Annotated in this window: 19 protein-coding genes; 4 read left to right on the forward strand and 15 right to left on the reverse strand. The window is 62.9% G+C overall.

Annotated elements, in window-relative coordinates; all coding sequences use genetic code 11:
* Positions 1-14 precede the first annotated feature (14 nt).
* Positions 15-854 (reverse strand): aldo/keto reductase, encoded by an 840-nt coding sequence (locus KP701_RS00330; protein ID WP_215745207.1) that lies wholly within the window; start codon positions 852-854, stop codon positions 15-17.
* 76 nt (positions 855-930) lie between these two features.
* Positions 931-4,563: a PAS domain-containing protein gene (locus KP701_RS00335; protein WP_215745208.1), complete on the reverse strand. Its 3,633-nt coding sequence runs from the start codon at positions 4,561-4,563 to the stop codon at positions 931-933.
* A gap of 172 nt (positions 4,564-4,735) precedes the next feature.
* Here KP701_RS00335 and KP701_RS00340 point away from each other — a divergent pair, with 172 nt between their 5' ends.
* The gene (locus KP701_RS00340; RefSeq protein ID WP_215745209.1) at positions 4,736-5,530 is read left to right on the forward strand and encodes an SDR family NAD(P)-dependent oxidoreductase; all 795 of its coding nucleotides are present in this window, start codon (positions 4,736-4,738) and stop codon (positions 5,528-5,530) included.
* Here the strand turns inward: KP701_RS00340 and KP701_RS00345 are convergent, their stop codons facing one another.
* Together KP701_RS00345 and KP701_RS00350 are read right to left on the reverse strand one after the other, a co-directional pair.
* On the reverse strand, positions 5,531-7,336 hold the full coding sequence (locus KP701_RS00345; RefSeq protein WP_215745210.1) for an FUSC family protein: 1,806 nt from the start codon (positions 7,334-7,336) through the stop codon (positions 5,531-5,533). It lies immediately after the preceding gene.
* 130 nt (positions 7,337-7,466) lie between these two features.
* Positions 7,467-8,372, reverse strand: a complete 906-nt coding sequence (locus KP701_RS00350) for a LysR substrate-binding domain-containing protein (protein WP_215745211.1) — start codon at positions 8,370-8,372, stop codon at positions 7,467-7,469.
* Positions 8,373-8,694: 322 nt separating this feature from the next.
* On the opposite strand from KP701_RS00350, the gene KP701_RS00355 reads away from it, so the two are divergent.
* Positions 8,695-10,113, forward strand: coding sequence for a sugar porter family MFS transporter (locus KP701_RS00355; RefSeq protein ID WP_305798389.1), 1,419 nt, complete (start codon positions 8,695-8,697; stop codon positions 10,111-10,113).
* An 83-nt stretch (positions 10,114-10,196) separates the two neighbouring features.
* Here the strand turns inward: KP701_RS00355 and KP701_RS00360 are convergent, their stop codons facing one another.
* From KP701_RS00360 to KP701_RS00405, 10 genes are all read right to left on the reverse strand, one after another.
* Positions 10,197-10,382, reverse strand: coding sequence for a YqaE/Pmp3 family membrane protein (locus KP701_RS00360; RefSeq protein ID WP_062501854.1), 186 nt, complete (start codon positions 10,380-10,382; stop codon positions 10,197-10,199).
* Between the two features lie 119 nt (positions 10,383-10,501).
* Complete coding sequence (locus tag KP701_RS00365) at positions 10,502-12,049, reverse strand: glucoamylase family protein (protein ID WP_155721201.1); 1,548 nt, start codon at positions 12,047-12,049, stop codon at positions 10,502-10,504.
* A gap of 105 nt (positions 12,050-12,154) precedes the next feature.
* Positions 12,155-13,027, reverse strand: a complete 873-nt coding sequence (gene xdhC, locus KP701_RS00370; protein WP_215745212.1) for a xanthine dehydrogenase accessory protein XdhC — start codon at positions 13,025-13,027, stop codon at positions 12,155-12,157.
* 2 nt (positions 13,028-13,029) lie between these two features.
* Entirely contained in the window at positions 13,030-15,345 is a 2,316-nt protein-coding gene (gene xdhB, locus KP701_RS00375; protein ID WP_215745213.1) for a xanthine dehydrogenase molybdopterin binding subunit, read from the reverse strand.
* Positions 15,338-16,798, reverse strand: a complete 1,461-nt coding sequence (xdhA, locus tag KP701_RS00380) for a xanthine dehydrogenase small subunit (protein WP_215745214.1) — start codon at positions 16,796-16,798, stop codon at positions 15,338-15,340. Before xdhA ends, xdhB begins: the two co-directional genes overlap by 8 nt.
* 105 nt (positions 16,799-16,903) lie before the next feature.
* Positions 16,904-17,836: an ABC transporter ATP-binding protein gene (locus KP701_RS00385; RefSeq protein WP_215745215.1), complete on the reverse strand. Its 933-nt coding sequence runs from the start codon at positions 17,834-17,836 to the stop codon at positions 16,904-16,906.
* Entirely contained in the window at positions 17,833-18,786 is a 954-nt protein-coding gene (locus tag KP701_RS00390; RefSeq protein WP_215745216.1) for an ABC transporter ATP-binding protein, read from the reverse strand. Before KP701_RS00390 ends, KP701_RS00385 begins: the two co-directional genes overlap by 4 nt.
* On the reverse strand, positions 18,776-19,759 hold the full coding sequence (locus tag KP701_RS00395; RefSeq protein WP_215745217.1) for an ABC transporter permease: 984 nt from the start codon (positions 19,757-19,759) through the stop codon (positions 18,776-18,778). Before KP701_RS00395 ends, KP701_RS00390 begins: the two co-directional genes overlap by 11 nt.
* Complete coding sequence (locus KP701_RS00400) at positions 19,756-20,727, reverse strand: ABC transporter permease (protein WP_371818853.1); 972 nt, start codon at positions 20,725-20,727, stop codon at positions 19,756-19,758. Before KP701_RS00400 ends, KP701_RS00395 begins: the two co-directional genes overlap by 4 nt.
* 82 nt (positions 20,728-20,809) lie before the next feature.
* Entirely contained in the window at positions 20,810-21,007 is a 198-nt protein-coding gene (locus tag KP701_RS00405) for a hypothetical protein (RefSeq protein WP_215745218.1), read from the reverse strand.
* 322 nt (positions 21,008-21,329) lie between these two features.
* Here KP701_RS00405 and cysK point away from each other — a divergent pair, with 322 nt between their 5' ends.
* Positions 21,330-22,325, forward strand: a complete 996-nt coding sequence (gene cysK, locus KP701_RS00410) for a cysteine synthase A (protein ID WP_041111260.1) — start codon at positions 21,330-21,332, stop codon at positions 22,323-22,325.
* Between the two features lie 124 nt (positions 22,326-22,449).
* Positions 22,450-23,118, forward strand: a complete 669-nt coding sequence (locus KP701_RS00415) for an alpha/beta hydrolase (RefSeq protein ID WP_215745219.1) — start codon at positions 22,450-22,452, stop codon at positions 23,116-23,118.
* A 21-nt stretch (positions 23,119-23,139) separates the two neighbouring features.
* Here KP701_RS00415 and KP701_RS00420 read toward each other — a convergent pair whose 3' ends face one another.
* The gene (locus KP701_RS00420; RefSeq protein WP_215745220.1) at positions 23,140-25,515 is read right to left on the reverse strand and encodes a heavy metal translocating P-type ATPase; all 2,376 of its coding nucleotides are present in this window, start codon (positions 25,513-25,515) and stop codon (positions 23,140-23,142) included.
* Positions 25,516-25,570: the final 55 nt, after the last annotated feature.

Consider the following 25,570-nt stretch of genomic DNA (forward strand, 5'->3'; position numbering starts at 1 on the left):
AAGGGGAATATTCCTCAGAATTTCGCCGTATTCGGATCAGCGCCCATCCGGCCATCCTTGCGGTCCATCTGTTCGATGGTCTGCATGTCATCCCCATCCAGCACGAAGCCGAACACATCCAGATTTTCAGCCAGACGCTTCGGATTGACCGATTTCGGAATGACGATCAGCCCGTTCTGAAGATGCCAGCGGATCACGACCTGTGCCGGAGTCCGGCTGTGCTTTTCGGCGATCTTCCCGATCCGCTCATCGCTCAGAACGCGCCCCTTGCCCAGCGGACGCCAGGACTCAGTGCGGATGTTATGTTTCTCATGGAATTCCCGCAGGGCGCGCTGCTGGAAATCGGGATGCAGCTCGATCTGGTTGACGACCGGCACGACACCCGTGGCATCCATGATCCGTTCCAGGTGCTCCGGCTCGAAATTGGACACGCCGATGGACTTCACACGGCCGGATTTCTTCAGCTCGACCAGCGCCTTCCACGTCTCGACATACTGCCCCTGAGCCGGCATCGGCCAGTGGATCAGATACAGATCCAGCACTGGACGACGCAGCAGCCGCGCACTTTCGTCATAGGCACGCATGGTCTTGTCATAGCCCTGCTCGTCATTCCAGAGCTTGGTCGTCAGGAAGACATCCGGATGGTCTTCCAGACCTTTGCCGACACCTTCCTCGTTCTTGTACAGGCGCGCCGTATCGACAGACCGGTAACCGAGCTTCACGGCCTCCTTCACGACCTCGGCCGTCTCATCCGGCGGCGTTTCCCAAACCCCCAGCCCGATCTGGGGCATGGTGTGACCGTCATGAAAGGAAATCACGGTCTGGGCCTCGGCGGATGGAACCTGTGACGACATGTCTGTCTCCCTGCAAAGATGAAAACCATAGGCACAAAGCCTGCTGACTGACCAACGCCCGCGCCGAATGCCGGGTTCAGTCCCCTTTCAGCAGAACAGCCAGTTTCCGGCTGAATGCCGCAACCGTGAACGGCTTGACCAGCAGCGCACAACCCGGCAGCAGGGCCTGATCGCCCAGAACACTCTGTTCGGCATAGCCCGTGATGAACAGCACTTTCAGCCCGGGCCAGCGTTTCAACATCTGCTCGCCCAGCTCCCGGCCGTTCATGCCACCCGGCATCCCGATATCACTGACGAGAACCGCGGGCGGCACCCCCTCCGCGGCCAGCGCCTCAGCTGACGGCCCATCGGACGCCGTCAGCACGATCCCGCCCAGATCCGTCACCATGTCCGACACGATCATCCGCACGGCCTCTTCGTCATCCACGACGAGAACGCGCTGCCCCTCCAGAAGGCGCGGCTGGGACGCAACAGACAAAGAGGGCGGTTCGGGACGGATGGTTTCCTGCCCCTGATAGCGTGGCAGCCAGAGCGAAACGACGGTCCCCTGCCCCGGCGTGGAGTGGATCTCCACCTGTCCGCCTGACTGCTGGGTAAAGCCGTAGATCATGCTCAGCCCCAGCCCTGTCCCCTCCCCCAGCGGCTTGGTCGTGAAGAACGGGTCAAAGGCGCGCTGCACGATCTCGGGAGGCATGCCGCAGCCTTCATCCTGCACCGTCAGCACAACATAATCGCCCGCCCGGATGGACATGTCAGTGGCGACATCAGCCGTCAGAACCCTGTTGGCACTCTCAAGCCGCAGCATTGTCCCGCGGTCATGCATGGCATCGCGGGCATTGATGCACAGGTTCAGGATCGCGTTCTCAAGCTGATTCGCATCCACCCGCGTCAGCCACAGGCCCGGCTGCAGATCGAAAAGGAGCTCTATGCCCGGCCCGACCGTCCCGCGCAGCAGACTTTCCAGCCCCCGAACGAGCACATTCATGTCCGTGGGTGTGGGATCAAGGGTCTGACGCCTCGAGAAGGCCAGAAGACGGTGCGTCAGCGACGCAGCCCGGCGGACCGCATCCTGCGAGGCCGCGATGTAACGCCCCAGCCCGTCTGTCCGCCCCTGCGCCAGCCGCAGTCCGATCAGTTCCAGCCCGCCCCCGATCCCGGCGAGCAGATTGTTGAAATCATGCGCCAGACCGCCCGTGAGCTGTCCGACAGCCTCCATTTTCTGCGCCTGGCGGAGCTGCTCTTCCAGTTCGTTGCGCTCGGTCAGGTCACGCCCGACCGCATAGATCGCATCGCCCTCATCGTTGCAGTTCCAGTTATAGGTCCGCCAGCTGCCGTCCGATCGCCGCATCCGGACATCCAGCCCCGCCGTCGGCCAGGGCGTCCCCGCCAGCAGACGCTCGAACGTATCCAGCACCATGCGTCTGTCATCCGGATGACACAGCGCATCCAGCCGCAGACCTGCCAGCTCGTCGACCCTGTAGCCCTGCGTCTCTTCCCAGCTCGGGCTGACCGCAACGTAATAGCCGCGACGGTCGATGATGATGAACAGATCGCGGGCAATGTTCCACAGTCGGTCACGCTCGCGGGTGCGCTGCAGGATCCGCTCTTCGAGCATGACGTTGAGATCGCGGATCTGCTGCTGCGTACGGGCCTGCCGCATGGACGCATGGGTGCGGTCCGCCACGGCGCGGGTGAAAACGATTTCCTCGTCCGTCCAGATATGGGGCGCATCGTGGCAGACGAACATCAGCCCCACGAAACGCCCGAACTTGAAGATCGGAACGCAGAGGATCGCCACGATACCCTCGGCGTCATAGCGGGCATCATAACCCGCCGTCAGGGCGTCGGTATGAACATCGGCGATGGCCACGGGCTCACCCCGCCCCAGGATCGGCCTGAACTCGCCATAATCCGCGAACATCCGCACGCCCACCAGAGGCCGTGTGACCTCCGGCGCGCCGCCAACGGTCATGCCGGTCCAGTCATCATTGACGACGCCATAGCCCGCGCCACTTGCATCCAGTTCACGGCAGATGATGCGGGCCGCGACCTCTTCCATCATGCTGGTATCATCCAGCGCGCGAAGCTGGTCTCCCAGCTCGACCAGCGCGGCCTGACGCAGGGCCTGCCGCTTGCTCCGGTCGATATCGAAGACAATGCCGGGAAAGCGGGCCACGCGCCCCTCATCCCCCAGGTCGCAGCGTCCGTTGCCTTCGAACCAGCGCTGCCCTTCCGGCGTGTCCACCCGGAACTCGAACCGGCATTTTCCGCCCCGCCGCGTCGCCGCCGTGACGGCCTGAACCACGGCGAACCGGTCCCGCGGGTCCACCGAATCATAAATGACATTCGGCATGACGCCTTCGCGCATCCGGGCCGGATCCAGCCCAAGCGTCTGCGCAAGCCGGGCATCCCCGGTCATGCGGGACGTGCTGTCATCCCACATCCAGGTCCCCGCGATCGCGCCTGCCTCAAGTGCGAGCTGGAGCCGCTCGGCGGACTGGTTGGCTTCCGTCAGGTCACGCCCGATCGCCAGCAGACGCCGCACATCGCCGTCCTCGCCAAAGACCGGCGTAACGGCCACGTCCCAGAACCGGCGCTGCCCCCGCATGGTCATGGCATAACCCTGAAACCGTGCGGTCTCACCCGCCAGAGCAGTCTGCACTGCCAGAGCGGCCCGGCGGCGCGGCTGCCCCCGCCACAGATCGACCCAGGGCAGGCCGTGCATGATGATCGGGCTGTCCATTTCCATGGACCGGATACCGCCTTCATTCACAAAGCGGATGCAGCCCTCGCAGTCGAGGATGTGGATGCAGTCCGGCAAACTGGACAGAAGCAACCGCGTGAATGCCTCGCTGGACCGCAGGGCTTCCGCCGTCATGGAGGCGGAAGACACATCCATCGCCAGCCCGACGCTGCGGCGGCTGTCGGGCCGGCTTTCATCTTCCCGCCACCCGCGCAGCAGAACATGCCGCAGCAGGGAACTGCGGGGGGAGCGGGACTGCGCCTGTCCTGAACCGGGCACGGACGGGGATGAGACCAGAATCCGGAACCGCAGCTCGTAACAGCCCTCATCCCGCAGTTCGTCCTCAAGGCTGCCGTCATAGACCAGCCGGTCATCGGGATGCAGGAACATCAGCAGTTCGTCTATCGGCACACCCACGGCCAGCCGCTCGGGCGGCAAGCCCCAGAGGCTCGCGAAACGCGCGTCCCCCGTCACCACGCGGGTTGCGAAATCGCAGCGGTAGAACGCGACATCCGCCGTGTCCGCCATGCGCTGCATCCGCAGTTGCATGCGTTCCACAAGCTCATGCTCACCCGATGGCGGGGCCGCGGCGCGCTCGCGCAGCAGATCATCCACCTGCAGGGCGCACAGGGCCAGGACATGCTCGAGCGCAGGCGCATTGCGCCGCACACACAGCCAGACCTCAACCGCACCGGAGCGCACCGGCAGGAGCCGCACGGTGCAGGCATCGAGGGACTGTCCATCCATGAGGCAGGCCGCGCCTTCCGCGGCGATCGCACTTCCCTCGCCGCCCAGAACACGCACGCCATCGGCATCGCGCAGCAGAAGCGCAGCCTCCCCCCCGCCTTCCGCAGCGGCCAGGGCCAGAAGATGGACACACAGGATGGACGCACGGCCGACAGCAGGCGCCGGAGGCAGCATCAGCGCTCCGGAGGCCTTTTCAGTGCCCTCCACAAGATCCATCATTCCTCCCTCTCAGCGCCTGCATCCTGACACATCCTGTTTCGGAAGTATGTCACAGCAATAGCAGATCCCGTATGCGTCGCATCCTGTCACGAAACCTCTACAAAAGAATGTGCCACTTTCCCGCCTCCCTGACGTTCCTGTCGGGACACGATCACATTTTCAGGAGTCTCCCATGCTGAACCTCGATCTGAGCGGCCGCACCGCCCTCGTTACCGGCTCGACCGGCGGGATCGGCCTGGCCATCGCCCGGAAACTGGGCGAGGCAGGAGCCACAGTCATCATCAACGGCCGCAAACAGGAAGGCGTTGATGGCGCCCTTGAAAAACTGGCCAAGGCCGTTCCGGGCGGCGCGTTCCGCAGTGTCGTCGCCGATGTCGGAACCGCCGAGGGCTGCAAGGCGCTCTTCGAAGCCGAAAGCAGCGTGGATGTCCTCGTCAACAATGCCGGCATCTTCGGACCGAATGATTTTTTCCAGACGACAGATGAAAGCTGGGAGCACCTGTTCGAGGTCAACCTGTTCTCCGGCGTACGCCTGTCCCGCGCCTATATGCCGGGCATGAAGGAGCGCAACTGGGGCCGCGTGCTGTTCATCGCATCGGAATCCGCGCTGAACATCCCGGTCGAAATGGTGGATTACGGCGTCAGCAAGACCGCCATGCTGGGTCTGGCCCGCGGGCTGGCCAAGCTGATGGCGGGCACGAACGTGACGGTCAATTCGGTCCTGCCCGGCCCCACACTGTCCGAAGGTGTGGAGGACATGCTCAAGGCCCAGAACCCCGACAGCACCCGCCCGGTCGCGGAACTGGCGGCAGATTTCGTGCAAAAGCACCGCCCGAGCAACATCCTGCGCCGCATGGCCACGGTCGATGAAGTGGCCAATCTTGTCGCCTATGCCGCCTCGCCCCTGGCATCCGCCACCACGGGCGCGGCCCTGCGTGTCGATGGCGGCACCGTCGACACCATCTGATCAGCCAGACGGGGGCACATCCCCCGCCAGCCGCTGCAATGCGGTCCGGACGTCAGGTTCGACGGCCGGATCACTGCGCAGGGACAGGAAAACAGTCTGCGCCAGCGGAGCCGCACCGTCTCCCTTGCGGAACCATGCCCGCAGGAAAACCTGCAGACGCTTGCGGACGGATACGGGCGTAGTCTCCCGTGCGGCGGCATCGCGCAGTTCGATCACCCACAGCCCCAGCGCCATCGCATTAAGATGCCGCGCCATATAAGCGAGCATCACATCACGCGGGACGCCCTGACAGCTCCGCACAGCGCGCACCATGCTGGCAGCGTTGATCGCCAGCCACTGGTGAACCGTCTGCCCGCCGCCCCGCGCGATGAAACGGAGCTGCTGCTCGACCCAGGCCGACGTACGCCGCAAATGGCTGTCAGCGCGGAACGGAAATACCACGCCGAACGTGACGCGCGTGAAGATGACCGCCCCCAGAAAGGCACTGGCGCCGTTAAGAAACGACACCTCGTCATAACGCATGAGATTTGACGGCCCGATCAGAACAGGCAGGAACATGTTGAACGAAAACGCATGGTTCACGAGCTTCGGCGCCCGGGCGGCCAATCCGCCAATTACCATCGGAATCAGCAGAAGCAGCGCCAGATATTCCGGCGCCGTGACGGCGGGCACAACGAAAAACGCATAGATCCCGGCCACACCCGCGCACCACACCGCCCCGCGATAAAAGCCGGACGACGCCAGTGCGGGGATCTCCCGGGTCGCCAGCAGGCCGTAAACCAGCGCCACGAAAGACACGAAGGCCGGCCCGGAAGGCCAGGCCGTCACTTCCCATAAAAGCCAGGCCCCCATGATACCGGTCGCAGCCCGCAGTCCGTTCAGGACCGCCTCGAGGATATGGCGCGGAGAGCGTGTGCGGAACGCGAAACGGTCATGACGCGGCGGAGCGATGATCGCCTGAATGTGATTTCGTGCGGCCTCGAGGTCCCGGTCCACATCAATGCCCGTCGCGCCGCCCTGCGCCCGGGCCAGAACGGCGAGCAGACGCGCCAGAACCGCCCTTGCATGATCCGCGCTGCGCCGGGTGCCCGACCCCATTTCAAGAACATCGAACTCGATGCGCGTATTGGCGTCCACCAGTTCGGCCAGCAGACGCCCCTCGGTTTCCGGATCGAACCGTCCCGCCCGCAGCACATCCGCATGGGACGCCACCTTTGCCGTGACCTGCTGAAGCTTTCCGAGCAGCCGCGTGCGGGCTTCTTTCTGCACATTCGGCAGGAACAGGACCGCCAGCCCCGCTTCGCAGACCGTACCCAGCATGATGTACGTGCCACGCGCCATCGCGACATTGAACACATCGTCAGGCTGGCTGATCGCGCCGGTCGCCACGATGGCGGAGGTGAAGCTGATGACCAGAAATCCGTACCGGCGATAACCGTCCAGAAACGTCGCCCAGCCGCAGCACAGCCCGATCCAGAGCGCCAACGCGATGAAGAACAGTCCGGCCTGCTGGGGGAACGCCGCAATCAGGGCCACGCCCATGCAACCCCCGATGATCGTGCCCGCGAACCGCCAGCGCGCCTTGGACAGGCTCTCCCCGCGCGAGGCCGTCGCCACCACCCAGACGGTCAGTGGCGCCCATTGCGGGCTGTCCAGTTCCATCCACATGGCAATCAGCAGGGACAGGATCGCCGCCACCGACGTGCGGACGGCAAAACCCAGATCCTTCGCAGACGGCGCAAACAGCCATCCCCAGCGCTGGATCAGGATATCCCGCAGCTCCGATCCGAATGTTGATCCCGACACCGCGAGATCAGCCGCTCTCCCGCCCAAACCTGACACTCTTCCGTCCGAAAAGCCGCAATTTTCGAAGAACGGTCAGGCCCTGTCCAACACATTGTCATGATTGCATCATAAGTCACACTTATGACTTTCATCAGACGGTCAGGGCATCTTCCAGAACGAGCTGCGTCGCGATTTCCCAGCTCCGGGACATCAGGGCCGTCTGCACCGGCTGCTTCAGCCGCACCAGCCCAACCCCCGGCGAAGGGCATGACGCAAGCCGCCGGATCTGCAGCGGCATGGCGGGGTCGCGCTGGTGCGGCAGGGCCGCGACGGGCAGGATCGTCGCCAGACGCCCGGCCAGCAGCTCCACATACAGCAGTTCGAGCGCATTGGTCTCCAGCAGCACATTGGGCCTGACCCCGGCCTTCGCAAAGCACTCATCCACGATCTGCCGCGTCCGCATGGAATGGCCCAGAAGGCCCAGCGGATGTTCGCCCGCATCCGCCCAGCTGAACGTCCTGCGGGACGGCAGCTCCATCCGGGATCCCGCTACAAAGACATACTGTTCCGCATAAAGCTGGTGCGTCTCGAAACGGCCGTCTTCGGGAACCTGATCCAGATAGATCAGCCCCATCTGGAGGCGTTGTTCGGTCAGATCATGCAGGATGTCGGTGTTGGCGGACACCGTCAGTTCGATATGGAGTGCCGGCACAGCGGCCCTGAGGCTTTCCATCAGCAGCGGCATGATCTGGATGGCGGGCGGGATGGTGCCGATGGAAAGCGTGCCACCTGCGACTTCATGCGCGAAATCGGCTTCCTGACGCAGACCGTCCAGAGCCGCAATCGTCTGCCGCGCCCAGGCCAGCACGCGCTCGCCTTCCGGGGTCAGCCCCAGAACACGCCGGTTGCGCCGGACAATGGGCACGCCAAGTTCATGCTCGAGCTGACGGATCGCCATTGACAGCGCGGGCTGCGACACGTTGCAGTGTTCCGCGGCCCGGGAAAAATGCCGGTACTGGTCGAGAGCGATGAGATAGGTCAGCTGACGCAGGAACACGAGGGCTTGTCCATGAACACGGAAAGGGTAGGAAGTGTGTCGCCCTGATCCATCCGTGGCAATCCGTCAGGCCGCGCGGAAGCGCGTCCCCGCCTCCCCATCTGTGACCTGATTGCATCAGGACAGAAAATCCAGCCGATTATCACATATAGTTTTGAATATTTTCCCAATTATGCGTTATACTTTAGGGCTCAAGATGGCGAATCATCGTGCCTGTCACAGAAGAGCCTTCCCCTCGATCCCCGGCACAGGCTGTTCTGTCCGGTTTTTTCTGCCTTTCCCCTGACAGGTCTGCCCTGCGGGTCGCCGGAGTTTTCCCGTCATGAGCGACACAGTGCTCAACCCCTCCCCCGCCCCTTCTGCTGCCGCAACCAAGGCGCCCATGGTCGGGCGCATGATGTTCGCTGTTGCGCTGGCTGCGATTGCAGGCCTGATGTTCGGACTGGATGTGGGCGTCATTTCCGGCGCACTCGGCTTTATCCGTGACGAATTCCATGCTTCCGAATTCGAGCAGTCCTGGATCGTATCATCCATGATGTTCGGCGCGGCCGTGGGGGCCGTGGGCGCGGGCCGCATGTCCTATGCGTTTGGCCGCCGCCGCTCCCTGATCTTCAGCGCATTCCTGTTCGTGGCGGGAGGACTCGTCTGCGCCCTCGCATCCTCTGTGTCCGAACTGATCATCGGGCGCACCATGCTGGGTCTGGCGATCGGTATCGGAAGCTTCGTGGCTCCGCTCTACATTTCCGAAGTCTCGGACATCTCGCGGCGCGGCAGTCTGGTGTCGATGTACCAGCTGATGATCACGCTGGGCATCCTGCTGGCCTTCGTGTCCAATGCCATTCTGTCTTACAGCGGCTCATGGCGCTGGATGCTGGGGATTATGGCCATTCCCGGCACGTTCTTCCTGATCGGTTCGTTCTTCCTGCCCGACAGTCCGCGCTGGCTGATGCTGCGTGGCCGTCATGAGGAAGCCCTGTCGATCATGAAGGAACTGCGTCACAACCCTGAACTCGCCCATCAGGAAATCCGCGACATCCAGGGACAGATCCATGACCGTCAGCGCGGTCTGGCGATGTTTCTGGAGAACCGCAACTTTCGCCGCGCCGTCATGCTTGGCATTGTGCTTCAGGTCATGCAGCAGCTCACCGGCATCAACGTGGTCATGTACTACGCGCCACGCATCTTCCAGGAAGTCGGCTTCGGGGCGAGCGGCCAGATGTGGGGCACGGCCATCGTCGGCGTGGTCAACTGGCTCGCCACGTTCATCGCCATTGCCTTTGCGGACAGCTGGGGCCGTCGTCCGATGCTGATCACGGGATTTGCCATCATGTCAGCCGGCCTCGCGGTTCTGGCGACCATCATGTCGGGTGCCGTCGGCAATACGGACCTGTCGCATTACCTCGCGATCTCGGTCCTGCTGTGCTTCATCGCAGGCTTCGCCTTCTCGGCCGGTCCGCTGGTCTGGGTTCTGTGCTCGGAAGTCATGCCGCTGCAGGGGCGCGATTTCGGCATCACCTGCTCGACCGTCACCAACTGGGTCACGAACATGGTGGTGGGCGCCACGTTCCTCGGCCTGCTCACGACACTCGGGGCCTCACACACCTTCTGGCTCTATGCCGGACTGAATGCGCTCTTCATTTTCATGGTTCTGTTCTTTGTCCCGGAGACGAAGGGCGTGTCTCTGGAATCCATCGAGACGAAGCTCAATCAGGGCGTGACCCTGCGCAATATCGGCCGCTGAACCCAGCCCCTCAATGGGGCCCTTACCGCACAAAAAAAGCCTCCGCTCCAGTCAGGAACGGGGGCTTTTTCATGTCCGGAGCGTCAGCCGCGACCGGCAGCGATCTTGCGATCGGTATTGTACTGGCTCAGCGCATAGACCGACCAGATGGCAGCCGGGATCCAGCCGATCACCGTGACCTGAAGGACCAGACACACCAGACCGGCAAACGGACGGCCGATGGTGAAGAACTGCAGCCAGGGCAGAAGCAGGGCAAGAATGAGACGCATGATGCTCTCCTTTCACAAAGATGCTCTGACATCAGTGATCGTTGAGAAACGCTCGGGATGCAACTCCGGTTCATGAGGACCCGCGCGAACGCAGGCCCCAGAACGCCTGGAGTGACAGTTCAGAGCGACTGGCCAACCGGCTTGGACGTCGCCGTCTTGGTCCGCATCCATCCACCTTCGAAACCCGCGCGCTCCAGCCCGGTCCGCAGATAGGCGTTCTTCTTCATCGTGTTCCACACAAGGCCGCTGCGCCAGTTTTCCAGCATCAGCAGGATCGGCCCCTGATCGATGCCAAGCTGCTGCCCGTCGACCCAGTAGCTTTTCTGGTCCGCAAAGGACGGATTGAAAGCGTCGAGGAACCCGTATTTGTTGTAAATCCGGTCCCCGTAACGGGCGCGCATTTCCTTGAGCGCCGGCAGGGCGATTTCCGGCGCAAAGGCAATGGACCCACCCACAGCCGTCGGCGCAATCGTACCATCATCCAGAATGTAATCGCGCCCGGCTCCGCGCGCGCTATAGGCCAGATAATGGCGCTTCTTGCCATCATAGACCTGCTGCGCATCGCCCGGACCGTCGCAGGCGGTCAGCCCCCAGATATTGGGGCCGTAATCCTTCCAGTCGCCCGGATTGGCCTGCGCATAGGCCCGCTGGGCATAGGCGGCTTCACGCCCGTTCTGGAAATAATCGACGTTATGGGCCCGGTCCCACGCATCCTGCACGCCCCGGAAATCGATCCAGGATTCGCTGTACTGATGCCCGAACATCGGCGCGAAATTCAGCAGCTTGTGGCCCTGGAAATCGCCCCACTGGTTTTCATAAGTCGCGGTCCATGCCTTCCAGGTCTCGGCCGGGAGCGGATGCGTCGGTGAGCCAAGCGCCTGAAGATAGATGATCAGACCCTCGTTATAGCCCTTCCAGTCGCTGGGCAGGAACGTATGCGGCGGCATCCAGCCCATGCTGAGCCAGGGACCATGCGCCTTCATCCAGGTCCAGTCGATCCGGCGATACAGCTTGTCTGCAACGTCGCGGATTTCCTTTTCCTGCGGCGTGTCATGATCGAAATAGGACTGCGAGAAGAGCACGCCCCCCATCAGCAGCGCCGTGTCAACGCTGGACAGTTCGGACCAGTCCGCAACACGCAGGCCGGTATTGGGATCAAGGAAATGGTAGAAGAAACCCTTATAGCCCGCAGCCCCCGAGACGTGATCGTTCTGCGGCAGACTGGCCAGGAAACGCAGTGTCGTCAGGGTCCGGTCCACGGCCTGCTGGCGGGTGATGTAATGCCGCTCCACGCCAATACCATAAGCCGTCAGGCCAAATCCGACGCTGGCAATGCTCGCCGCGCCATTGGGAAGCGGCGCACGGTCCGGCACAAGGCCATTCTTCGGATTGCCGTTTTCCCAGAACCAGTTGAACGTGCGCTTTTCAAGATCATCGACGAAAGCCGCATCGGCCGCCGGCAGACTTGCGGGCTGGAGCGCCGGCGTCAGCGCGGTGCTGACTGTCGGCCCGGCCTGTGCGATGCCAAACGTCCCCGCCAGCGCCCCCAGCGCAAACCCGACCTGACAGAGGCGGGAAATCCGGGATTTTTTCCTTCGACCACTCACGGTGGCTGGAGAGAAAGTCGGGACTTCGGAAGTCCGCTGCGTCCGGTGCTGCATGCTCATGCGGGGGAGGATAAGCAGAAGGAGCAACACAGACGCACCCACCGTTACATCAACTTTCCGTGACGCTCGAAAAGTGAAGGAACTCCGCCCTTGCAGCCTCAGACTTTATGACAGGATTGGGGCGAATGTAACATCATCAATATCTGAAATACCAGTCTTCGAAACGCCAGCATCACTACACGATTCTGCCTGACACAGCATCCGGGCCGCAATTTCCGCCGTCACGAAGGTCGCGATGACCTCCGGCCGCTTGTCCCGCACTCCAACATCCCCGATCGGACAGACAAGACGGTCGATTTTCTCCTGCGGAATGTCGATCTGCCGGAAGGCGCTTTCGAACCGTCTGCGCTTCGTCCGGGACCCGATCATCCCGACGTAACACAGATCGCCCCGCTCCAGAGCCGCGCCCGTAATGAGCGCATCCAGCGTATGGCTCTGGGTCAGGACCAGAACGCCCGAGCCGGCAGGAGCCGCGTTCAGAAGATTTTCCCAGCGTTCCGTAACATGCGCCTCAACCCCGGACGGCACGATCCCGAACTCCTCCTCGCGCGCATCAATCCAGATCAGCCGGAGCGGCAGAAGTGCGAGGGAACGTGCCAGAGCGCGCCCCACATGCCCGGCTCCGAACAGAAGCAACTGAGGCAGCTTCTCCCATTCCGCACGGATTTCAGCCTCAAGGCCCTCTGCGTCTTCCACACGCTCGATGCGAACCGTCACCGCCCCGCCACAGCACTGGTTGATGGCAGGCCCCAGCGAAATATGGCGCTCGACCGGAGCCCCACCCGCCGCAAGAAGGGCCCGCCCCTCTGCCATGCAGTCCCATTCCAGACGTCCTCCGCCGATCGTGCCGCTCTGTTCGGTCCGGGTCAGGAGCATGAACGCGCCTTCTTCCCGTGGCGTCGATCCCCGGGCGCGGATGACGGTCAGGCGCACCATGTCCTGCCCCTCCCGCCGCCATCGCAGAACATCCGTCAGCATAGTCAGCCTGCGCGCTCTTGCAGCGCCATGAGGGTTTTCAGAACCCGCTCAGGCGTGGCGGGAGCATCCAGTTTCGGACAGGTCCGGTAGTCGTCCAGACTGGCGATCGCATCCGAAATGGCCTGCAAAACCGCGACCCCATGCACGAAAGGCGGCTCTCCGACGGCCTTGGAGCGGAAAATCGTCTCCTCCCGGTTGGGCGCGTTTTCCAGCAGTTCCACATTGAAAATCCGTGGCCGGTCGGAACAGGCCGGGATCTTGTAGGTACTGGGCGCATGGGTCCGCAGACGGCCACCTCCATCCCAGACCAGTTCCTCCGTCGTCAGCCAGCCCGCGCCCTGCACGAACCCGCCCTCGATCTGCCCGATATCGATATCCGGATTCAGGGACTGCCCGGCATCATGCAGGATATCCACACGGTCGATGCTGTGCTCGCCCGTCAGCAGATCAACCGATATTTCCGCACAGGCCGCGCCATAAGCGAAATAGAAGAACGGCCGCCCGCGCCCGGTCTCGGGATTCCAGGAAATTTTCGGCGTCTTGTAAAACCCGTTTGAGGACAACGACACCCGCGCGAAATAAGCCTGCCAGGCGAGTTGCTGGAAGGTCATGACTTCTGCGCCGACATGCACGCCATCGGACCGGAAATGGATATCTTCGGCAGCCACACCCCATTTCTCGGCGGCGAACGTGATCATCCGGTCCTTGATCTTGCGCACTGCGTCCAGCACCGCCATGCCGTTCAGATCCGCCCCCGAGGACGCCGCCGTAGCAGACGTGTTCGGAACCTTCCCGGTCGTGGTCGCCGTGATACGGACGCGATCCGCCGTCAGGCCGAACTCACGCAGGACGATCTGCACCATCTTGGTGTGCAGCCCCTGCCCCATTTCCGTTCCGCCATGGTTCACCTGAACCGAGCCATCCGTATAGACATGCACCAGCGCGCCGGCCTGATTGTAATGCGTGGCCGTAAAGGAAATGCCGAACTTCACCGGCGTCAGGGCAATCCCGCGACGGATGATGCGGCTGGTGCGGTTGAACGCCCGGATTTCGGCCTTACGCGCCTGATAGTCACAGCGCTCGACCAGCTTCGTGAGGATCTCGGCCGTAATCGAGTCCTCGACCGTCATGTGGTACGGCGTGAGATTGCGCGTCCCAGTCCCGTAAACATTGCGCAGCCGGACCGTCACGGGATCAAGTACGGTCGCAAAGGCGACTTCCTCAATCACGCGCTCCGCCGCGACAATGCCCTGCGGCCCGCCAAACCCGCGATAGGCCGTGTTAGACTGGGTATTGGTTCGCAAAGGCTCGGATTTCAGCCGTACATCGGGATAGAAATAGGCATTATCGGCGTGAAACAGCGCCCGGTCCGTCACCGGTCCGGACAGATCCGCGGCCCAGCCACACCGCGCCGCCAGAACCATGTCCACGGCCAGAATATCACCCTCATCGGTGAAGCCGACGTCATAATTGATCAGGAAGTCATGCCGCTTTCCGGTCGCCATCATGTCGTCATCGCGGTCCAGACGCGCCTTGACGGCCTGCCCCGTCCGGTCAGCGGCAATAGCGGCCAGACAGGCCCAGGCATTAGCCTGCGTCTCCTTGCCACCGAACGCCCCGCCCATCCGCCGCACTTCCGTCGTGACCAGATGATGCGGCCGCCCGAGCACGGCCGCCACCAGATGCTGCGTCTCGGACGGGTGCTGCGTGGAGGACCAGACGCGCATTTCCCCGGCCTCTCCGGGCTGGGCGAGTGCGGCCTGCCCTTCCAGATAGAAATGCTCCTGCCCGCCGATCTCGATCTGCCCTGACAGACGGCGCGGCGCGGCTTTCAGCCCCTGTTCCACATCCCCGCGCTGCATGGTCAGGGAGCGCCAGACCATCGGGCTGCCATTCTCCCGCGCCTGCGCAATGTTCAGGATCGCAGGCTTTTCCTCATACTCGATCTTCGCCAGCCGCACGGCCTGACGCGCGGCCTGACGCGAGGTCGCCACCACGGCGAACATCACCTGCCCCCAGAAATGGACATGATCCGTCGCCAGAAGCGGCTCGTCTTCCCGATGAACCGGGCTGATCTGGTTTTCCCCCGGCACATCGTCCGCCGTCAGCACGCACACGACACCCGGCGCGGCGCGCACGGCGTCCAGATCCATCGAAACGATCCGCGCATGGGCTTTCGTGCTCAGTCCCGGCACGAGATGCAGCGTGCCGCGAGGTTCGGGCATATCGTCAATATACGCCGCCCGCCCCGTCACATGCAGCAGCGCGCTTTCATGCTTCATGCTGGTCGAAGCCGCTCCCGGAACGAGATCAGACATGCGCCAGCCCCCCCGTCCGGGTGAGACGCGCCTGACCGCCGCCCGTCGTCTCCTCGAAAAACCGCGTCAGCAGATTGGCGGCCACGGTCTGCCGATACCAGGCACTCGCCCGCATATCCGTCAGCGGGGCGAAGTCTTCCAGAACCGCCGCCTGTGCCGCCTCAAGCGCCTCCTCATTCCAGACCCGTCCGAGCAATGCCGCTTCCGCGCCAGACGCCCGCTTTGGCGTAGCCGCCATACCGCCATAGGCCAGCCGTGCCGCAGTGATCCGCCCTTGAACGTCCGTCTCAATCATGAAAGCCCCAAGGACAGCAGAAATATCCTGATCGAAACGCTTGGAAATCTTGTAGGCCCGGAACTGAGAACCCCGTGGGGGAACAGGAATGGTCAGGGCCTCCACGAACTCGCCGGGCTGCCGGTCCTGCTTTCCGTAAGCAATAAAATAGTCTTCCAGAGCGATGGACCGACGCTCCGAACCGCGCCGCAGATGCAGCATCGCATTGGCTGCAATGAACATCGGCGGCCCGTCCCCAATCGGAGAACCATTGGCGATATTCCCGCAGACAGTCGCACTGTTGCGCACCTGCGTGGAGCCCAGACGGCGGATCATTTCCCCCGCATCCGGCAGCAGGTCCGCAATAGCAGAACGCGACTCCTGATACGTCACCGCAGCCCCGATCCGCAGCCCCTCGGGCGTTCTGGTCAGAGCACGCAGTTCCGGAACGCGCCCGATGGGTACTATGTGCTTGAGACGACGCATCCCCTTCGTCACCCACAGCCCCACATCCGTGGCTCCCGCAACAATGGTCGCCTCCGGATCGGCCAGCAGGATCTCCGCCAGATCGTCGGCGGATGCCGGAATGCTGAGCATGCCCTCAGGCCCCTCAAGCCGCACACTCTCGCCGTCCTGCAACGCCGTCAGACGCTCGGCAATGACGTCCACCTGTGCGTCGAAACGATCCGGACCGGCTGCCATCGCCTGTTTCATGGCGCGCACGATGGGCGCATAGCCGGTGCAGCGGCACAGATTCCCGGCCAGCGCGTCATCAATGGCCTGATCATCCGCCTTGGCCCCTTCGGTTTTGCGATAGGCGGCCATCGACATGACGAAACCCGGCGTGCAGAACCCGCATTGTGAGCCATGCTGCTCGACCATCGCCGTCTGCACGGGATGCGGCGCATCCGGCGTGCCGAGATCCTCGATCGTATAGACCTGTGCGCCGTCCAGCATGCTGACGAACTGGATGCAGGCATTGACCGCCCGCCAGTTCAGCCGCCCGTCTTCAAGCCGAACGACCAGCACCGTGCAGGCCCCGCAATCGCCTTCATTGCAACCTTCCTTGGTGCCGGTCCGGCCACGCTCACGCAGCCAGTCCAGCAGGGTCAGCATCGGGGACAGATCCCTGAGCGTGCAGAGGTCTTCCCCCAGATAAAAGCGGATGGTCTGGCGCATCGGGCGGAATCTCAGGCAAAAAATACGAGGGGGGCGTGCAGACTTCTGTGCCCCACCGCAGGCGTTGCCGTCTATATCCAAGATCTGAACGAAGCGTTGCCTTTTTTAGATCAGGGGATAATGACAGGCGACCGTCCGGCCTTCCGCGATCCTGTGGAGTTCCGGCCGTTCCTGCGCGCACCGCGGCTGGGCCAGCGGGCAGCGCGTGTGAAACGCACAGCCCTGCGGCGGATTTATCGGGCTTGGCACATCGCCTTTGAGCGGCGGCGGCAAGGGCCGGTCCGGACGCGGCACCGCGTTCAGCAACGCCCGCGTATAAGGGTGGGCCGGGGCTTCCAGAACCGCCAGCACATCCCCTTCCTCCACAATCCGCCCCAGATACATGACGGCAATCCGGTCCGCCATCTGCCGCACGACCGCCAGATCGTGGGAGATGAACACGCACGCCACACCCAGCGAATTGCGCAATTCCCGCAACAGATTCACGATCTGCGCCTGCACCGACACATCGAGCGCGGATGTCGGCTCATCCGCGACCAGAAGATCCGGCCCCAGCATCAAGGCGCGAGCAATGTTCAGACGCTGCCGCTGCCCTCCCGAAAACTCATGCGGATACCGGGACAGAACGGACGACGACAGGCCAACCTGCTCCAGCAGCGTCCCGATCCGCTCGGCAATGCCAGTCCGTCCATGAATCCGCATCGGTTCGGCCAGCGTATCGCCGATGGTGCGGCGCGGATTGAAGGTCGAGGACGAGTCCTGAAACACCATCTGCATCCGCGGCCGCCAGCGCCGCAAAGCCCGGTCCGACAGGCCGGAAATCCGCTCCCCCTCAAAGAACACCTCGCCCGAACTCGGCACCCCCAGTCCGATCAGCGTCCGGCCCAGGGTGGACTTGCCACAGCCGGACTCTCCGACCAGCGCCAGAGCCTCCCCGCGATGCACGACCAGCGACACATCGCTCACGGCCCGCAGGGTTTCCCCGTGCGACAGGCGGTAGTGTTTGCTGAGGTTTTTCGCTTCAAGCAGGATGGTCATGCGTCGTACAGCACGCAGGCCACGCGCCGCCCTTCTTCCGGTTCACGCAGCACCGGACGCACGGCACAGTCCGATCGCACGAAGCGACAGCGGGGCGCGAAAACACACCCTTCCGGCCGCGCATCCGGAGCCGGTGGACGCCCCGGAATGGTCGGCAGCGCCTCTGGTCTCGGCCCATCCAGCGGCGGGATCGCCTCCAGCAAAGCCTGCGTATAGGGATGCAAAGGCCGTGCCATAACCGCTGCAACAGGTCCCTGCTCCACCACAAGCCCGGAATAAACGACCGCCACATGCGTGCAGGTCTGCGCCACGACGCCCATATCGTGCGTAATCAGCATGACACCCGCCCCGCTGTCGCGGATTTCGCACAGCAAGGTCAGGATCTGCGCCTGCACCGTGACATCGAGCGCCGTGGTCGGTTCATCCGCGATTAGAAGCGCGGGATCACAGGACAACGCCATCGCGATCATGGCGCGCTGGCGCAGACCACCGGAAAGCTGGTGCGGATAGCGTTTTGCTGCCGCTTCCGGATCGGGCACGCCCATCCGCCCCAGCAGAGCCACGGTCCGCGCCCGGGCTTCACGACGGCTGACGGAATCATGCAGGCGGATCTGTTCATCAATCTGAGCCCCGATGGAACGCACCGGCAGGAATGCCGCCATCGGATCCTGAAAGATCATGGCCATGCCCGCACCACGCAGACGCCGCCACTCCCGATCCTTCATCCCCAGAAGCTCGCGCCCTTCAAAACGGATGGACCCCGAAGCCTTCAGCCCTGGCAACAGCCCCATCACACTCATGGCCGTCAGGCTCTTCCCCGACCCGGACTCCCCCACCACGCCCAGCGCATCCCCACGCCGCACGGTGAGAGACACATCTTCCAGCAGGGCGGTCCCATTCGGCAGTTCCAGATGCAGATGATGCAGCTTTAAAAGAGCATCAGCGCCCATGCCGTCCCTCCATGATCCGCGGATCCAGCAGGGCATAGAGCCCGTCCACCAGCGCATTGGCGATGACGACGAACACGGCGGCATACATGACCGTCGCCATGATGAGCGGCAGGTCGAGCGTTGCCAGCGCCTGATAAGTCAGCCGCCCCACGCCCGGCATGGCGAAGACGACTTCCGTCAGAAGCGCGCCACCCCCCAGAAGCTGGGCGAAATCCAGCCCGAACAGCGAAATATAACTCAGCCAGGACAGCCGTAGACCATGCCACAGCCACACGCGCACCGGCCCCGCCCCCTTGGCACGTGCCGTGCGGATGGCGTCTTCGCCCATGGCAGTCAGCAGTTCGGAGCGCAGGACCCGCGCATACAGGCCGATGAAACACACCGCCAGCGTCAAAGACGGCAGGAACAGCGCCTTCGCCCAGCCCCACGGGCTCTGCGAAAACGGCACATATCCAAGCGGAGGCACCCAGCGGAACAGAAACGTGTCATGCCAGCGGCTCTGGGTGACGAGATTGACGACCTCGCCGAGCCAGAACACCGGCATGGACAGGCCGATCAGCCCTAGTACCATCAGCAGCCGGTCCACCCAGCTATCCCGCAGAACAGCCGAAGCAATCCCGAAAACCAGCGATCCACTGACCCAGAAAAACGCTGCCCACAGCACAAGCGAGAGCGTCACGGGGGCTGCCTGTAGCACTTCCGGCACGACGCGCTGCCCGTGATTAACGAAAGACGTCAGGTCCCGGCTGATAAACAGCTTTTCCATCATCTTCACATACTGAACGGGCAGCGGACGATCGAACCCATACTCCGCACGGATGCGTTCCACGACCTGCGGACTGGCACCCCGTCCTGCAATACGCGCCGTCGGGTCGGCGCCCGGTGTCGCGAAGAAAATGCAGAACACCAGAACGGAAATCCCGAAAATGACCAGCAGCATCTGCCCGGTCCGGGAGGCAAGACTGCGGATCATCGGCCCGCCCCTTTCGGATCAAGCTGATCCCGCAGCGCATTGCCCAGAACATTGAGCGCCAGCACGGTCAGAACGATCGCCAGTCCCGGCACGATGGCCACCATGGGTCGCGTATAGAGCAGCCCTTCCCCGTCCTGAATGATCGTCCCCCACGACGCCGCCGGCGCCTGCACGCCGAGCGAGAGAAACGACAGTGCGGATTCCGCCAGCATGCACAGCGCCATGACCAGTGGTGCCAGAACAGCCATGGTCGGCGTCAGGCCCGGCAGGATTTCCCGCCACAGGATGCGCCAGTCCGACGCTCCCATCCCCCGCGCCGCCATGACGAACCCTGCCTGCGACAGGCTCAGCGCCCGCGCCCGCAACGGCCGCGCCGCATAGGGCACATAAACCAGTGCGATAATCCCGATCGGGATCAGCAGATTATCCGCCCCGATGGTCACAGGACCCAGCCGGATTCCATGCCCCACCGTGACGACGGAGAGCGAAATCGCGAACAGATAGACCGGGATCGCCCAGAGCATGTCCAGAATGCGCGACAGGATCAGGTCGATCCAGCCGCCGAAATACCCCGCACAAATCCCGATACAGGCCGCCAGACACAGGCAGAACGTCGCAGAAGCCGCCGCAATCAGCAGGGAATTGCGCCCGCCATACAAAACGCGCGCCGCCACATCCCGCCCCTGCGAGTCCGCCCCGAGTGCATACGGCCCCGGCCGCCAGTCCGGCCCGATCGGACTGAGCCCCAGATGCAGCGGATTGTCGTTGGGCTGCATGAGATCAACATGCTGCCCGTTCCGGATCGTCGTACCAGCAATGTCGGAAGAAAACGGATCAATCCCGTTAAGCGCCGCATAAAGCGGGGCGGACAGGCAGGCGAAGATGATGGAAGCCAGCAGCAGGGCCGCGAAAGCGCCGTCACGGCGCGTCAGAACAGCGCGGATAATCCGCCGATAACTTCCTTCCACGCCTGCTCCATTCCGTTCCGGTTCGTGATCTTTTTTCGTTCTACAGCACGAACACGTCCGGACAGAAGAGGCTCCTCGTCAATCAGACCATCTGGCGGCCGGGTTTGCGCACGTGCTGGCGGATGCGCTGCTGCAGCGCGACCAGATCGGGAAGGAGTTCGTTGTGGAGCGCACGCACGCTGTCATGCGCGGCATAGAAGCGTCTCGTCCCGCTTTCGCTGACCAGAATGGCCGCGCCGAGAAAAACACCGTTGATTTCGATAACTGTTGAACCAAGCATGATGCCGGACCCTGAAGAAAGAGCCCGACAGTCCAGTTGTCGGGCGTTATGACACGCCGGAGACCATTGCCTCCGGACCTGAAGCGGAGCAGCGTTTGCGCTGCGAGCTACACATTCGACACATCATTGACCGACTGGTCCTGTTGTTGTGGATGCCACCGGAGCGGATCACATACGACGTCATACGGCGCAGCGTCAATATATAACGCATGAACATGATGTGATATCGACTTCACGTCCGTAATAACGCTATTAATTCGTTGTAACGGAAATCATCATTTACCGTCTGCCCTTTCCCCCATTTCCCGTGTTAAGTGAGGCCATGAGCAAGAAGGTTCCGCTGTCCCCCGCCCCGTTCGAAGGTTATGCCGCCCCCCGGGGCCGCGTTTTCAACTCCTTTCTGGAGACGGTGGGAGGTACACCGCTGGTCGCGCTGCCACACCTGACCCAGCGTGAGCATCTCAATGGGCGGCTGCTCCTCAAGCTGGAATTTTTCAACCCCCTCGGCTCCGTCAAGGACCGGATCGGCGTGGCCATGCTACGGGATGCCGAAGCACGCGGCCTGATTACGCCGGGCCGCACGGTGCTGATCGAGCCGACCTCGGGCAATACCGGCATTTCGCTCGCTTTCGCGGCCGTGGCACTGGGATACCGGCTGATCGTCACCATGCCGGAAAACGCCTCGACCGAACGCCGGAAAATGCTGCGCCTGATGGGTGCCGACACGGAACTGACCCCTGCATCCCGTGGCATGGCCGGCGCCATCGAACGCGCCGAGCAGCTCAACCGCACCCTGCCCGATGCCTGGATGCCCAGCCAGTTCGAAAACGACGCCAACCCGGCCGTACACGAAGCCACAACGGCCCGGGAAATCTGGGAAGACACAGCAGGCAAGGTCGATATGGTCGTGGCCGGTCTGGGAACGGGCGGTACGGCGTCCGGCATTGCCCACGGGCTCAAAAAACACCGCAAATCCATCAAGGTCTATGGGGTAGAACCGCGCGAAAGTGCCGTGCTGCATGGCGATGAGCCGGGCCCGCATGGCATTCAGGGCATCGGTCCGGGTTTTGAGCCCGACACGCTGGATCTCAAGGCGCTGGATGGCGTGTTCGAGGTCTCCGAGCAGGAAGCGGTGGCGACGGCACGCCTGTGTGCAGCCGTTGAGGGCATTCCCATCGGGATTTCCTCGGGTGCCGCGCTGTTTGCGGGAATGGAACTGGCCCGCAAGCCCTCCAGCCGGGGCAAGACGATCGTGGCCATCGTCCCGTCCTTTGCGGAACGCTACCTCTCCACACAGCTCTTCGACGGGCTGGCCTGAGCACCAATAAAACAACTATAAATAAAAGTTGTTTTATTTAATAGTCGTTTATGTTCGTTATTAGCTCCAGATCCTGTTCCGCTTTCCTGCAAAAGAATCGGGGCGGCTGAGAGGAGATAACGTTATGAACCTGTTTTCCGGCCGTCCGACATCTTTCGATCCCGCATGGGCTACGCACAGCCTGCCTGATACGGGCCGCCAGCAGTTCGCCGGCGCGTTCCAGCGCCTCGGCCAGCAGGTCGAACTGCTGCTGGTCCCTGGCCTGTTCGGTTCGGGGCCGGATCACTGGCAGTCCCACTGGGAACAGGCTTATGGCCTGAAACGTCTGCACCAGACAGACTGGGAAACGCCCCGCCCTGCAGACTGGGAAGCAGCGCTCACTGCTGCGGTCGAGGCCTCGTCCCGTCCGGTTTTCCTGATCGCCCACAGTCTCGGAGCCGTGCTGAGCGCCAGATGGCTGAGCCAGCATGGTGGACAGCGCGTGGCCGGGGCGTTTCTGGTCGCACCTGCGGATATTGACCAGACGGCCCATCCGGACGTCACACGCATCCGCTCTTTCGGCCCGCTTCCCCGCACGCCACTGCCCGTTCCCACCGCGATCATGGCCAGCAGCAATGACCCCTGGCTGTCCCTTCCGCGCGCACGCGCGCTGGCCGGTCAGTGGCAGTCGGATTTTCTGAAGGCGGGCGCTGTCGGCCATATCGGCAGCAGCGAACCGCTGGGCCTGTGGGAGCATGGCGCAACCGCCATGCTCGATTTCGCCCGCAGGAAACTCCCGTTCCGGGTGCAGTAAAGGCCCCCGGAACACTCCGCCTCAGGACTTGCCCGAGATCGGTTTCCAGCGGTTGAGCAGCAAGGAGTTGCTGACCACCGAAACGGAACTCATGGCCATGGCAGCGCCCGCCACGATCGGATTCAGCATCCCGAAAGCCGCCAGCGGCAGGCCCAGAATGTTGTAGATAAAGGCAAAGAACAGGTTCTGCCGGATCTTGGACAGTGTCGCATTGGACAGCGAAATCGCATCCAGAACACCCGTCATCTCGCTTTTCATCAGCACGACATCGGCCGTATCAAGAGCGACGGCAGAGCCCGCCCCAATGGCAAACCCCACATCGGCGGCGGCCAGTGCGGGCGCGTCATTGATGCCATCGCCGACCATACCAACCAGACCGCCCTGCGCACGGTATTTCGCAACACCATCCGCCTTGTGCTCGGGCAGCACGCCGGCGAGATAGTCATCCACACCGACCTGCCGCGCCACGACAGAGGCCGCGCGTTCATTGTCACCCGTCAGCATCACGACCCGGATGCCCCGGGCCTTCAGAGCCTTCACGGTTGCCACAGCATCGGAACGGAGCTCATCCGCGAGCGCGATGATCCCCAGAACCTGACCGCCCTGCGCCACGGCGATGACGGTATTGCCTTCGCTTTCCAGCGCGGCAACCGGCAACGCAGACAGATCCAGGCCACTCGCCTGCATGAAGGCTGGCGAGCCCAGACGCGCTTCCTGCCCGCCGCACCGGGCAATGACGCCCTTGCCCGGGACCGCCTGGAAGTCTTCTATCACAGCAGGAGCATTCCCCTCGTGGCTTTCGGCATAATCCACGATGGCACGGGCCAGCGGATGCTCGGAATTATGCTCCAAGGCATATGCAACACCCAGAAGCGTATCCACCGGAACACCCACCGCCGGATGAACGGCTGCAACCGTGGGGCGCCCCTGCGTCAGGGTACCGGTCTTGTCGACGATGATGGTCCTGAGCTTCTCGGCCCGCTCCAGCGCATCGGCATTACGGAACAGAATGCCGGACTGCGCGCCACGCCCCGTCCCGACCATAATGGCCGTCGGCGTCGCCAGACCCAGCGAACACGGGCAGGCAATGACCAGAACGGACACCGCTGAGACAAGACTCCATGTCGCGGAACCGGTGACGGCCCAGCCGATCAGGAAGGTAAGAACGGCGATCCCGATGACGGCAGGCACGAAAATGCCAGAAACCTTATCGGCCAGACGCTGCACATTGGCTTTCGACCCCTGTGCCTGCTCGACCATTTTCACAATCCGCGCCAGCGCGGTATCTGCCCCAACTCCCGTCGCCCGGACACGCAATGCGCCATTGGCATTCATGGTCCCGCCAAAGACCTCGTTGCCGACGTCCTTGAGAACCGGAACGCTCTCACCCGTCAGCATGGACTCGTTGACTTCAGAAGAACCCTCGATGATCTCGCCATCTACCGGCACGCTCTCGCCCGGACGCACGACGAAAATATCCCCGACATGCATGTCCGCAACGGCGCGATCCACGATCACGCCATCGCGTTCGACATGCGCGATCTGCGGCTGAAGCTGGAGCAGGCTCTCGATCCCGGCGCTGGTCCTGTTCTTGGCGCGCGTCTCCATGAGCTTGCCAAGCGAGATCAGCGTGATGATGGACGCACTGGCTTCGAAATAGACATGCTGATGCAGTCCGAACACCACGACAACCGCACTGAACAGCCAGGCGATGGACGTTCCCAGCACGACCAGCACATCCATGTTGGCCGACCCGCCCCGCACGGCATTCCACGCCCTGCGATACAGATGCGCGCCACAGACGAACTGCACGATCGTCGCAAACAGGAACTGCAACGGAACCGGCACGATCATGCGGCCGAAGAACATGCCGATCATTTCGGCAAAGAGCGGCAGGGACAGGATGAGCGTCAGGATGAAGCGGTTGCGCTCACGCTTCCAGATGGCGGCCCGCTTGGCTTTGGGGTCTTCACGCGTTCCCTCATCCAGACGCGTTGCACCGAAACCGGCCTTTTCGATCTTCCCGATCAGGAAGGCCGGTTCGACCACGCCGGGAATGTAATTGATATGCGCCCGCTCGGCCGCGAAATTCACGCTGGCCTGCACGGAAGGCTGGCGGTTCAGGATCTTCTCGATCCGCGCGGCACAGGCCGCACAGGTCATGCCCGACAGCGACAGGTCAAGGCTCTGCTCGTCCACGGAAAAACCCGCACGACGCACGGCCGCCACGACGCTTTCAACGGAGGATGAGGCGTTTTCAAAAGCGACCTGCGCGCGTTCGGACGCAAAGTTCACGGTCGCCTTCACACCGTCCTGACGGTTGAGAACTTTTTCAATCCGCGCGGCACAGGCGGCGCAGGTCATGCCACCGACGGGGAAACTGATCGTTTCTGACATCTGGATAGGGTCCTGTCGGCTAGGAGGATTCTGCAAAGAGTTTGTGAGAAATATA

This window comes from Gluconobacter sp. P1C6_b (assembly GCF_018811945.1).
Classification (GTDB): Bacteria; Pseudomonadota; Alphaproteobacteria; order Acetobacterales; family Acetobacteraceae; genus Gluconobacter.

Excerpts from the sequence above, each read along its gene's own strand:
- KP701_RS00330 (WP_215745207.1), bottom strand. The coding sequence starts at position 854 with ATGTCGTCACAGGTTCCATCCGCCGAGGCCCAGACCGTGATTTCCTTT.
- KP701_RS00335 (WP_215745208.1), bottom strand. The coding sequence starts at position 4,563 with ATGATGGATCTTGTGGAGGGCACTGAAAAGGCCTCCGGAGCGCTGATG.
- KP701_RS00340 (WP_215745209.1), top strand. The coding sequence starts at position 4,736 with ATGCTGAACCTCGATCTGAGCGGCCGCACCGCCCTCGTTACCGGCTCG.
- KP701_RS00355 (WP_305798389.1), top strand. The coding sequence starts at position 8,695 with ATGAGCGACACAGTGCTCAACCCCTCCCCCGCCCCTTCTGCTGCCGCA.
- KP701_RS00360 (WP_062501854.1), bottom strand. The coding sequence starts at position 10,382 with ATGCGTCTCATTCTTGCCCTGCTTCTGCCCTGGCTGCAGTTCTTCACC.
- KP701_RS00365 (WP_155721201.1), bottom strand. The coding sequence starts at position 12,049 with ATGAGCATGCAGCACCGGACGCAGCGGACTTCCGAAGTCCCGACTTTC.
- xdhC (WP_215745212.1), bottom strand. The coding sequence starts at position 13,027 with ATGCTGACGGATGTTCTGCGATGGCGGCGGGAGGGGCAGGACATGGTG.
- xdhB (WP_215745213.1), bottom strand. The coding sequence starts at position 15,345 with ATGTCTGATCTCGTTCCGGGAGCGGCTTCGACCAGCATGAAGCATGAA.
- xdhA (WP_215745214.1), bottom strand. The coding sequence starts at position 16,798 with ATGCGCCAGACCATCCGCTTTTATCTGGGGGAAGACCTCTGCACGCTC.
- KP701_RS00385 (WP_215745215.1), bottom strand. The coding sequence starts at position 17,836 with ATGACCATCCTGCTTGAAGCGAAAAACCTCAGCAAACACTACCGCCTG.
- KP701_RS00390 (WP_215745216.1), bottom strand. The coding sequence starts at position 18,786 with ATGGGCGCTGATGCTCTTTTAAAGCTGCATCATCTGCATCTGGAACTG.
- KP701_RS00395 (WP_215745217.1), bottom strand. The coding sequence starts at position 19,759 with ATGATCCGCAGTCTTGCCTCCCGGACCGGGCAGATGCTGCTGGTCATT.
- KP701_RS00405 (WP_215745218.1), bottom strand. The coding sequence starts at position 21,007 with ATGCTTGGTTCAACAGTTATCGAAATCAACGGTGTTTTTCTCGGCGCG.
- cysK (WP_041111260.1), top strand. The coding sequence starts at position 21,330 with ATGAGCAAGAAGGTTCCGCTGTCCCCCGCCCCGTTCGAAGGTTATGCC.
- KP701_RS00415 (WP_215745219.1), top strand. The coding sequence starts at position 22,450 with ATGAACCTGTTTTCCGGCCGTCCGACATCTTTCGATCCCGCATGGGCT.
- KP701_RS00420 (WP_215745220.1), bottom strand. The coding sequence starts at position 25,515 with ATGTCAGAAACGATCAGTTTCCCCGTCGGTGGCATGACCTGCGCCGCC.